Here is a 10,546-nt window from a genome sequence, read left to right on the forward strand (position 1 = left end):
GGAAGAACGGGCCCCAGCGGCCCGTTTTTTTATGCGGCTCTTGAAAGAAAATAACTATCGAGTCGTTACGCTCCATGCATTGGTTCGCCTGGCGAAGCGGGTCTAGGCTTGTTCCATCGTCGGCCGCAGTCGATGGGACCGACCCGATGAGAAAAAGGAGAGAAGCATGTCGAACCAAGGTAAATGCCCGTTCAACCACGTCGCTGGCGGCGGCACGACCAACCGGGATTGGTGGCCGAACCAGTTGCGTGTGGATCTGCTCAATCAACATTCGGAAAAGTCCAACCCGCTGGGCGCGAAGTTCAACTACGCCGAAGAATTCAAGAAGCTCGACTACAAGGCGCTGAAGGCCGACCTGGTCAAGCTGATGACCGACAGCCAGGACTGGTGGCCGGCCGACTTCGGCCACTACGGCCCGCAAATGATCCGCATGGCCTGGCACGCCACTGGCACCTATCGCATCACCGACGGCCGCGGCGGCGGCGGTCGTGGTCAGCAGCGCTTCGCCCCGCTGAACTCCTGGCCGGACAACGTCAACATCGACAAGACCCGCCGCCTGTTGTGGCCGATCAAGCAGAAGTACGGCCAGCAGATCTCCTGGGCCGACCTGCTGGTGCTCGCCGGTAACGTGGCGCTGGAGTCTATGGGCTTTCGCACCTTCGGTTTCGGCGCCGGCCGCGAGGACGTGTGGGAACCGGATCTGGACGTCAACTGGGGCGCCGAGATCGCCTGGCTGGGCGTCGACCCGCAGCGGGTCACGGATGATCGCGAGCTGGCGGCGCCGTTCGGCGCCACCCACATGGGCCTGATCTACGTCAACCCGGAAGGGCCGAACGCCAGCGGCGACTACATGCTGGCGGCCAAGGACATTCGCGCCACCTTCAACCGCATGGCCATGGACGACGAGGAAATCGTCGCCCTGATCGCCGGCGGCCACACCTTCGGCAAGGCCCACGGCGCCGCGCCGGAATCGCACAAGGGGCCGGAGCCGGAGGCGGCGCCGATCGAGGCGCAGGGCCTGGGCTGGATGAGCGATTTCGGCAGCGGTCACGGCAAGGACACCATCTCCAGCGGCATCGAGGTCACCTGGACCAAGACTCCGGCGCTGTGGAGCAACAACTTCTTCGAGAACCTGTTCAAGTACGAGTGGGAACTGACCAAGTCGCCGGCCGGCGCCAAGCAGTGGGTGGCCAAGGATGCCCCGGACATCATTCCGGACGCCCATGTGCCGGGCAAATTCCACAAGCCGACCATGCTCACCACCGACCTGACCCTGCGTTTCGACCCGGAGTTCGGCAAGATTTCCCAGCGTTTCCTCAATGACCCGCAAGCCTTCGCCGAGGCCTTCGCCCGCGCCTGGTACAAGCTGACTCACCGCGACATGGGGCCGAAGGCCCGCTACCTCGGCCCGGAAGTGCCGAAAGAGGACATGATCTGGCAGGACCCGCTGCCGGCCGCCACGCACAACCCCAGCGCCGCCGACATCGCCGATCTCAAGGCGAAGATCGCCGCCTCCGGGCTGTCGGTGGGCGATCTGGTGTCGGTGGCCTGGGCCTCGGCCTCGACCTTCCGCGGCGGCGACAAGCGCGGCGGTGCCAACGGTGCGCGTCTGGCCCTGGCGCCGCAGAAGGATTGGCCGGTCAACCAGCGCGCGATCAAGGCGCTGGCCAAGCTGGTGGAGATCCAGAAAGCCTCGGGCAAGGCCTCGCTGGCCGATGTCATAGTGCTGGCCGGTAACGTCGGCGTGGAGCAGGGCGCCAAGGCGGCCGGGGTGGCGGTCGACGTGCCCTTCGCCCCCGGACGGGTCGATGCGCGCCAGGATCAGACCGACGTCGAGTCCTTCGCGGTGCTCGAGCCCGTCGCCGACGGTTTCCGCAACTACAGCCAGGGCAAGCTGGGCGTGCCGACCGAGGCCATGCTGATCGACAAGGCGCAGCTGCTCACCCTGAGCGCGCCGGAGCTGACCGCGCTGGTCGGCGGCCTGCGCGTGCTCGGCGCCAACCACGACGGCGGTGCCCATGGCGTGTTCACCGACCAGGTCGGCGTGCTGTCCAACGACTTCTTCGTCAACCTGCTGGACATGGGCATCGAGTGGAAACCGGTGGATGGCGGCGCGGAGGTGTTCGAGGGCAAGTGCAGCAAGAGCGGTCAGGTGAAATACACCGGCACCCGCAACGACCTGATCTTCGGTTCCAACTCGGTGCTGCGCGCCTATGCCGAGGTCTATGCCAGCGCCGACGGCAAGGCGAAGCTGGTCAAGGACTTCGTCGCCGCCTGGACCAAGGTGATGAACCTGGATCGTTTCGATCTGGCCTGAGCCGTTGCCGGTGGCGCGCCATCCGGCGCTTCACCGGCACCATCCGATCCACCCGGCGGCGCCTCCCTCGTGGAGGCGCCGTGCGTTTCGCTTGACCGCGACAGGCGGCCGGCGGAGCATTCGCCCATTTCACGGCTGCAACAAGGACCACCGGCATGAAGGGCCATATCGAAGTCATCGATTACCTCAAGCAACTGCTCAAGGGCGAGCTGGCCGCGCGCGACCAGTACTTCATCCACTCGCGCCTGTACGAGGACTGGGGCTTCACCAAGCTCTACGAGCGCATCAACCACGAGATGGAGGAGGAGACCCAGCACGCCGATGCGCTGCTCAAGCGCATCATCTTTCTCGAAGGCGTGCCGGACATGGCGCCGAATGCCTTCACCTACGGGCAGACCGTGCCCGAGGCGCTGAAGCTGGACCTGGCCCTGGAGTACGAGGTACGCGCGGCCCTGAGCAAGGGCATCGCGCTGTGCGAGAAGCACCAGGACTACCAGAGCCGCGACATCCTCCTGACCCAGCTCAAGGACACCGAGGAAGACCACGCCTACTGGCTGGAGATCCAGCTGCAGCTGATCGACAGGCTGGGGCTGGAGAAGTACCTGCAGAGCCAGATGTAAGCTGTGCCCATTAACCCAAGAGCCCCGCATGTGCGGGGCTCTTGGGTTTCAGGCGCGCTCGCGTTCCAGCAGCGGCTTGAGGAAGTGCCCGGTGTGCGACGCCGGGTTGGCCGCCACCTCTTCCGGGGTGCCGGTGGCGATGATCATGCCGCCCTTGGAGCCGCCCTCGGGGCCGAGGTCCACCAGCCAGTCGGCGGTCTTGATCACGTCCAGGTTGTGCTCGATCACCACCACGGTGTTGCCGTGGTCGCGCAGGCGGTGCAGCACGTCGAGCAGCTGCTGGATATCGGCGAAGTGCAGGCCGGTGGTCGGCTCGTCGAGGATATACAGGGTCTTGCCGGTGTCGCGCTTGGACAGCTCGCGACTCAGCTTGACCCGCTGCGCCTCGCCGCCGGACAGGGTGGTCGCGCTCTGCCCCAGCTTGATATAGGACAGGCCGACGTCCATCAGCGTCTGCAGCTTGCGGGCGATGGCCGGCACGGCGTCGAAGAAGGTGCGCGCCTCCTCGATGGTCATGTCGAGCACCTCGGTGATGCTCTTGCCCTTGTACTTCACTTCCAGGGTTTCGCGGTTGTAGCGCTTGCCCTTGCACACGTCGCAGGGCACGTAGATGTCCGGCAGAAAGTGCATCTCCACCTTGATCACGCCGTCGCCCTGGCAGGCCTCGCAGCGTCCGCCCTTGACGTTGAAGCTGAAGCGCCCCGGGCCGTAGCCGCGCGAGCGCGATTCCGGCACGCCGGCGAACAGTTCGCGGATCGGGGTGAACAGCCCGGTGTAGGTCGCCGGGTTGGAGCGCGGTGTGCGGCCGATCGGGCTCTGGTCGATGTCGACCACCTTGTCGAGGTGCTGCAGTCCGTCGAACGAGTCGTGGGCCGCGGCTTCCAGGGTGGTGGCGCCGTTCAGCGCGGTGGCGGTGAGCGGGAACAGGGTGTTGTTGATCAGGGTCGACTTGCCCGAGCCGGACACCCCGGTGACGCAGGTGAGCAGGCCGACCGGGATCTCCAGATCGACATTGCGCAGGTTGTTGCCGCGCGCGCCCTTGAGCTTGAGCTGCTTCTTCTTGTCGCGCGGGGTGCGCGTGGCCGGGTAGCGGATCCTCTCGCGGCCGGACAGGTACTTGCCGGTCAGCGAATCGGCATGCGCCATGACCTCGTCCGGAGTGCCCTCGGCGACGATGCGCCCGCCGTGCACGCCTGCGCCGGGGCCGATGTCCACCACGTAGTCGGCCAGGCGGATGGCGTCCTCGTCGTGCTCGACGACGATCACCGTGTTGCCCAGGTTGCGCAGGTGGGTGAGGGTGCCCAGCAGGCGCTCGTTGTCGCGCTGGTGCAAGCCGATGCTGGGCTCGTCGAGAATGTACATCACCCCCACCAGGCCGGCGCCGATCTGGCTGGCCAGGCGGATGCGCTGCGCCTCGCCGCCGGACAGGGTGTCGGCGCTGCGGTCCAGGGTCAGGTAATCGAGGCCGACGTTGACCAGGAACTGCAGGCGCTCGCGGATTTCCTTGAGGATCTTCTCGGCGATCTCGCCGCGCCGGCCTGTCAGGTGCAGGCTGCCGAAGTAGTCGCAGGCGTCGCCCACCGGCAGGCCGCTGACCGCCGGCAGGGTCTTCTCGCCGACCCAGACATGCCGCGCCTCGCGGCGCAGGCGGGTGCCGCGGCAGTCCGGGCAGGGCTGGGTGCTGAGGAACTTGGCCAGCTCCTCGCGCACGCTGGCCGACTCGGTCTCGCGGTAGCGTCGCTCCAGGTTGGGGATGATGCCCTCGAAGGGGTGCGAGCGTTTGACGATGTCGCCGCGGTCGTTGAGGTACTTGAAGTCGACGTTCTGCGTACCGCTGCCGAACAGGATGACCTTCTGATGCTCGGCGGCCAGGTCGTCGAACGGCTGCTCCAGGCTGAAGCCATAGTGCGCAGCCAGCGAGCCAAGCATCTGGAAGTAGTAGACGTTGCGCCGGTCCCAGCCGCGGATCGCGCCCTCGGCCAGGGTCAGCTCGCCATTGACCAGGCGCTTGGCGTCGAAGAACTGCTTCACCCCCAGGCCGTCGCAGGTCGGGCAGGCGCCGGCCGGGTTGTTGAAGGAGAACAGCTTGGGTTCCAGCTCGCTGATCGAGTGGCCGCAGTGCGGGCAGGCGAAGCGTGCGGAGAAGATGATCTCGTCGCCTTCTTCGTCTTCCATCGGCGTGATCAGGGCGATGCCGTCGGCCAGGCCGAGGGCGGTCTCGAAGGATTCGGCCAGGCGCTGCTGCAGGTCCTCGCGCACCTTGAAGCGGTCGACCACCACGTCGATGGAATGCTTCTTCTGCTTGTCCAGCTTGGGCAGCTCATCCAGCTCATGCAGCTTGCCGTTGACCCGGGCGCGGACGAAGCCCTGCGCGCGCAGCTCCTCGAACACCGACAGGTGCTCGCCCTTGCGCTCGCGCACCACCGGCGCCAGCAGCATCAGCTTGCGTCCTTCTGGCAGAGCGAGGACCTGGTCGACCATCTGGCTGACGGTCTGCGCCTCCAGCGGCACGTCGTGGTCCGGGCAGCGCGGGATGCCGACGCGGGCGTAGAGCAGGCGTAGGTAGTCGTAGATCTCGGTGATGGTGCCGACGGTCGAGCGCGGGTTGTGCGAAGTGGACTTCTGCTCGATGGAGATGGCCGGGGAGAGGCCCTCGATGGTGTCGACGTCGGGCTTCTCCATCATCGACAGGAACTGCCGGGCGTAGGCCGACAACGACTCCACGTAGCGGCGCTGGCCCTCGGCGTAGAGGGTGTCGAAGGCCAGCGACGACTTGCCCGAGCCGGACAGGCCGGTGATCACGATCAGCTTGTCGCGCGGCAGGGTCAGGTCGATGTTCTTCAGGTTGTGGGTGCGCGCACCCCGGATCAGAATCTTGTCCACTTACAGCGGCCTCGCGTGGCGGGCAGAAACCGGCGAGTATAGGGCCTGTTGCGGTCTGGCCGCGACCTGCATCGCCGCTTGCCGAACGACCTGTGCGTGCACCCCGGCTGCGCCCTGCGGCAATTCGCGTGCCTGTGCCGCCTGCGCCTTCGCTGCTAGAATCGCCGGCTGATTTTCACGGGACTTTTTCCATGCACGATCCGCACAGCGAGCGCATGAGTGGCGGCGAAGCCCGCGCGGCCGGTGGCCTGGCGCTGGTGTTCGCGTTCCGCATGCTGGGCATGTTCATGGTCCTGCCGGTGCTGGCCACCTACGGCATGGACCTGGCCTGCAGTACCCCGGCGCTGATCGGCCTGGCCATCGGCGCCTACGGCCTGACCCAGGCGCTGCTGCAGATTCCCTTCGGCATGCTCAGCGACCGCATCGGCCGCCGCCCGGTGATCTATGCCGGGCTGCTGATCTTCGCCGCCGGCAGCATGCTGGCGGCCAATGCCGATTCCATCTGGGGCGTGATCGCCGGCCGCGTGCTGCAGGGCGCCGGGGCCATCTCGGCGGCGGTGATGGCGCTGCTCTCGGACCTGACCCGCGAGCAGCACCGGACCAAGGCCATGGCCATGATCGGCATGAGCATCGGCCTGTCGTTCGCCGTGGCCATGGTGCTCGGCCCGCTGCTGACCCGCGCCTTCGGCCTGGCCGGGCTGTTCTGGGCCACCGCGGCGATGGCGCTGCTGGGCATCCTGATCGTCGCCGGCCTGGTGCCGAGGAACGCCGGGCCGCTGCAGCACCGCGAATCCGGGGTGGCGACGCAGGCGCTGTGGCCGACCCTCAAGCACGCCGACCTGCTGCGCCTGGACTTCGCCATCCTGGCCCTGCACGCGGTGCTGATGGCCAGCTTCGTCGCCCTGCCGCTGGCGCTGGTGGAGCAGGGCGGACTGGCAAAGGAAGAACACTGGTGGGTCTACCTCACCGCGCTGCTGATCGGCTTCTTCGGCATGGTGCCGTTCATCATCTATGCCGAGAAGAAGCGCCAGATGAAGCGCGTGCTGCTCGGTGCGGTGGCGGTGCTGCTGCTCTGCGAGCTGTATTTCGCCCTGTTCGGCAGCAGCCTGCGCGCGCTGGTGCTGGGCACCGTGCTGTTCTTCACCGCGTTCAACCTGCTGGAGGCCTCGCTGCCGTCGCTGGTGAGCAAGGTGGCGCCGGCCGGCGGCAAGGGCACGGCGATGGGCGTGTACTCCACCAGCCAGTTCCTCGGCGCCGCGCTGGGCGGCATTCTCGGCGGCTGGCTGTACCAGCAGCATGGCCTGGAGGGCGTGTTCATCGGCTGTGCGGCGCTCTGTGCAATTTGGCTGGCCATTGCTGTTACTATGCGCGAACCGCCGTATGTGACCAGCCTGCGCCTGCCGCTCGACGCCGCGGCACTGGCCGATGTCGGACTGGTCGAACGCCTGAAGGCTACGCCGGGAGTGGCGGATGCCGTGGTGGTGGTCGACGAAGCGGCCATCTATATCAAAGTGGACACCCAACAAGTGGATCGCACGTCCCTGGAACGCCTGATTGCAGCGGCGCCAGCGGCGTGCCGAGCCTAGGAGAACGTTATGGCCCGTGGGGTTAACAAAGTCATTCTGGTCGGCACCTGCGGCCAGGACCCGGAAACGCGCTACCTGCCCAGCGGCAACGCGGTCACCAACCTGAGCCTGGCCACCAGCGAGCAGTGGACCGACAAGCAGACCGGGCAGAAGGTCGAGAAGACCGAGTGGCACCGCGTCGCCCTGTTCGGCAAGGTCGCCGAGATTGCCGGCGAGTACCTGCGCAAGGGTTCGCAGGTGTACATCGAAGGCAAGCTGCAGACCCGCGAGTGGGAAAAGGACGGCATCAAGCGCTACACCACCGAGATCATCGTCGACATGCAGGGCACCATGCAGCTGCTCGGCGGCCGCCCCAGCGGTGACGAAGGCGGTGCGCCGCGCCAGTCGCGCCCGGCCCCGCAGCGCGAGCCGCAGCAGGCGCCGCGTCAGGAGCGCGCCGCGCCGCAACAGCAGGCCCAGCCAGCGCCGGACTACGACAGCTTCGACGACGACATCCCGTTCTAAGCGGAGCGGGCTCTAGCCTATGCGAATGCGCCTGATGCTGCTGGGCGGTGGTAGTGCCCTGGGGCAAGCGCTGATCCGTCTCGGCGCCGAGGAAGACATCGGCTTCCTCGCGCCCAGACCGCCGGAATCGGGCTGGGATGCCGCCAGCCTGACCCAGTTGCTCGACGACACCCGCCCGGATGCCCTGGTCAATCTGGCCTACTACTTCGACTGGTTTCAGGCCGAAGCGGTGGCCGAGGCGCGCCTGGCCACCCAGGAGCGCGCGGTCGAGCGGCTCGCCGAACTCTGCCGGCATCACGCCATCGTCCTGCTGCAACCTTCCAGCTACCGGGTGTTCGACGGCTCGCGGGCTACGGCCTACAGCGAGAAGGAGGAACCGATTCCGCTGGGGTTGCGCGGCCAGGCGCTGTGGCGGCTGGAGCAGAGCGTGCGGGCGATCTGTCCGCGGCATGTGCTGCTGCGCTTCGGCTGGCTGCTCGACGACAGTCGCGAAGGTCTGCTCGGGCGCTTTCTGCAGCGCGCCGAGCGCGACGACGCGCTCTATTTGGCCGACGACCGGCGCGGCAACCCGACGCCGGTGGACGATGCCGCGCGGGTGATCCTCGCCGTGCTCAAGCAGCTCGACTGCGAATCGCCCTTGTGGGGCACCTACCACTACGGCGGCCATGAGGCGAGCACCTCGCTGAGTCTGGGCCAGGCGGTGCTGAGCGAGGCGCGCCATTACCGCAGCAACCTGGTCGAGGACATCGCGCCGCAGGCCCACGCCGCCCGCCCGGACGCCGCCGACGAGCCGCAGCACGCAGTGCTGGCCTGCAAGAAAATCCTTCACACCTTCGGCATCAAGCCGCGCGCCTGGCGTGCCGGTCTGCCGAGCCTGCTGGACCGCTATTACCGTCATGGCTGAAATTCTCGTAACCGGCGGTGCCGGCTTTATCGGCTCGCACCTGGTCGATGCCCTGCTGGCTGCCGGTCACGGCGTGCGCGTGCTGGACAACCTGTCCATGGGCAAGCGCAGCAACCTGCCGCTGGACAATCCGCGCCTGCGCCTGATCGAGGGCGATGTCGCCGATGCCGAGGTCGTTGCCCAGGCGGTGGCCGGGTGCGCGGCAGTGGCGCACCTGGCCGCGGTGGCCTCGGTGCAGGCCTCGGTGGACGACCCGGTGGCCACCCACCAGAGCAACTTCGTCGGCACCCTCAACGTCTGCGAGGCCATGCGCCGGCACGGCGTGCGCCGCGTGCTCTATGCCTCCAGCGCGGCGGTCTACGGCAACAACGGCGAAGGCCAGGCCATCGACGAGGACACCGCCAAGGCGCCGCTGACCCCCTACGCGGTGGACAAGCTGGCCAGCGAGCAGTACCTGGATTTCTACCGCCGCCAGCATGGTCTGGAACCGGCGATCTTCCGCTTCTTCAATATCTACGGTCCGCGCCAGGATCCGTCCTCGCCCTATTCCGGGGTGATCAGCATCTTCACCCAGCGCGTGCAGCAGGGCCTGCCGATCAGCGTGTTCGGCGACGGCGAGCAGACCCGCGACTTCTTCTACGTCGGCGATCTGATCGAGCTGCTGGTCCAGGGCCTGACCGGCGCGCAGGTCGACGCGCAGCCGGCCAACGTCGGCTGGAACCAGGCGGTCAGCCTCAACCAGTTGCTGGCGGAGATCGGTGCGCTCTGTGACGGCCTGCCGCCGGTGAGCCATCTGCCGGCGCGCGCCGGCGATATCCGTCATTCCCGTGCCGACAACCGCCGCCTGCAGGCGCAGTACCGCCTGCCGCCGCCGACGCCGCTGCGCGAGGGGCTCAGGCGTCTGCTCGCCTTGTAGCCCCTGGAATGAAAGAAGCCGGCTGATGCCGGCTTTTTTCGTTGCAGGACGGCTTAGAACTTGTAGCCCAGGCCGACCATGTACACGAAGGGGTCGACATCCACGTCGACCTTGACCTTGTCGCCGGCCAGGTGGGTGGTGCCGGTGGTGTCGATGTCGATGTAGCGCACCTGGGCGTTGAGCATCAGCTGGTCGCTCAGCATGTAGTCCATGCCCACCTGGCCGGACAGGCCCCAGGAGTCCTTCAGGTCCAGGCCGCTGAAGCCCTTGGCTTCGGCCTCGCTGCTCAGCTCGGTGTCGAAGAACCAGGTGTAGTTGATGCCCAGGCCGACGTAGGGCTGGAAGGCCGAGGCCTTGTCCAGCGGGTAGTAGACGGCGCTGAGGGTCGGCGGCAGGTGCTTGAGGCTGCCCAGCTTGCCGTTCAGCCCGGCGAAGGCACCCGGCATGCCCTTGACGCCGACGTCGTGGCTGAACGGGGTGGCCGCCAGCAGTTCGATGCCCAGGTGGTCGGTGAGCATATAGGCGAAGTTCAGGCCCAGCTGGGTGTCGCTGTCGAGGGTGGCGCCGCTGCCGGGAACCTTGCCCAGCACGGCGTGATCGATGTTGCCGCTGTCTTCGCGCGGATCGACGGTGGCGGCGCCGGCGCGCACGATGATGTCGCCGGCCTGGTGGGCCTGCGCCAGGGGCGCGGCGATGGCCAGGGCCAGCAGGGAGGCGGTGAACAGCGACTTGTGCATAGTGAACTCCAATCGAGTCGGCGGATGTCTGGGTTGGAATAAATGCTAAGCCATGCATCGATTGGCTCTTTGATCCAGC

8 protein-coding genes are annotated in these 10,546 nt (G+C 67.1%); 6 read left to right on the forward strand and 2 right to left on the reverse strand.

The features are described from left to right. The first annotated feature begins 166 nt into the window (after nucleotides 1–166). Together katG and bfr are read left to right on the forward strand one after the other, a co-directional pair. Nucleotides 167–2,317: a catalase/peroxidase HPI gene (gene katG, locus EA796_RS12990; protein WP_122108901.1), complete on the forward strand. Its 2,151-nt coding sequence runs from the start codon at nucleotides 167–169 to the stop codon at nucleotides 2,315–2,317. 155 nt (nucleotides 2,318–2,472) lie between these two features. Beyond that, on the forward strand, nucleotides 2,473–2,937 hold the full coding sequence (bfr, locus tag EA796_RS12995) for a bacterioferritin (RefSeq protein WP_021444318.1): 465 nt from the start codon (nucleotides 2,473–2,475) through the stop codon (nucleotides 2,935–2,937). A 48-nt stretch (nucleotides 2,938–2,985) separates the two neighbouring features. On the opposite strand, the gene uvrA is transcribed toward bfr, so the two are convergent. After that, nucleotides 2,986–5,820 carry an excinuclease ABC subunit UvrA gene (gene uvrA / locus EA796_RS13000; protein ID WP_122108902.1) on the reverse strand — a complete coding sequence of 945 codons (2,835 nt, stop codon included), beginning with the start codon at nucleotides 5,818–5,820 and terminating at the stop codon, nucleotides 2,986–2,988. 191 nt (nucleotides 5,821–6,011) lie between these two features. Between uvrA and EA796_RS13005 the strand changes: the two genes are divergently transcribed. From EA796_RS13005 to EA796_RS13020, 4 genes are read left to right on the forward strand one after another with little or no spacing between them, the layout of a single operon-like run. Next, nucleotides 6,012–7,406, forward strand: coding sequence for an MFS transporter (locus EA796_RS13005; RefSeq protein ID WP_122108903.1), 1,395 nt, complete (start codon nucleotides 6,012–6,014; stop codon nucleotides 7,404–7,406). A 9-nt stretch (nucleotides 7,407–7,415) separates the two neighbouring features. Further along, a complete protein-coding gene (locus EA796_RS13010) occupies nucleotides 7,416–7,910 on the forward strand; it encodes a single-stranded DNA-binding protein (protein WP_122108904.1) in 495 nt (164 codons plus the stop codon). Nucleotides 7,911–7,929: 19 nt separating this feature from the next. Beyond that, on the forward strand, nucleotides 7,930–8,814 hold the full coding sequence (locus tag EA796_RS13015) for a sugar nucleotide-binding protein (RefSeq protein WP_122108905.1): 885 nt from the start codon (nucleotides 7,930–7,932) through the stop codon (nucleotides 8,812–8,814). Further along, complete coding sequence (locus EA796_RS13020) at nucleotides 8,807–9,730, forward strand: NAD-dependent epimerase/dehydratase family protein (protein WP_122108906.1); 924 nt, start codon at nucleotides 8,807–8,809, stop codon at nucleotides 9,728–9,730. Before EA796_RS13015 ends, EA796_RS13020 begins: the two co-directional genes overlap by 8 nt. Before the next feature lie 53 nt (nucleotides 9,731–9,783). On the opposite strand, the gene EA796_RS13025 is transcribed toward EA796_RS13020, so the two are convergent. After that, nucleotides 9,784–10,467, reverse strand: a complete 684-nt coding sequence (locus tag EA796_RS13025; protein ID WP_021443655.1) for an OmpW family protein — start codon at nucleotides 10,465–10,467, stop codon at nucleotides 9,784–9,786. Nucleotides 10,468–10,546: the final 79 nt, after the last annotated feature.

The sequence above is a fragment of the Pseudomonas sp. AOB-7 genome (assembly GCF_003696305.1).
Classification (GTDB): domain Bacteria; phylum Pseudomonadota; class Gammaproteobacteria; order Pseudomonadales; family Pseudomonadaceae; genus Aquipseudomonas.

Excerpts from the sequence above, each read along its gene's own strand:
- EA796_RS13025 (WP_021443655.1), bottom strand. The coding sequence starts at position 10,467 with ATGCACAAGTCGCTGTTCACCGCCTCCCTGCTGGCCCTGGCCATCGCC.
- EA796_RS13015 (WP_122108905.1), top strand. The coding sequence starts at position 7,930 with ATGCGAATGCGCCTGATGCTGCTGGGCGGTGGTAGTGCCCTGGGGCAA.
- EA796_RS13020 (WP_122108906.1), top strand. The coding sequence starts at position 8,807 with ATGGCTGAAATTCTCGTAACCGGCGGTGCCGGCTTTATCGGCTCGCAC.
- EA796_RS13005 (WP_122108903.1), top strand. The coding sequence starts at position 6,012 with ATGCACGATCCGCACAGCGAGCGCATGAGTGGCGGCGAAGCCCGCGCG.
- katG (WP_122108901.1), top strand. The coding sequence starts at position 167 with ATGTCGAACCAAGGTAAATGCCCGTTCAACCACGTCGCTGGCGGCGGC.
- bfr (WP_021444318.1), top strand. The coding sequence starts at position 2,473 with ATGAAGGGCCATATCGAAGTCATCGATTACCTCAAGCAACTGCTCAAG.
- EA796_RS13010 (WP_122108904.1), top strand. The coding sequence starts at position 7,416 with ATGGCCCGTGGGGTTAACAAAGTCATTCTGGTCGGCACCTGCGGCCAG.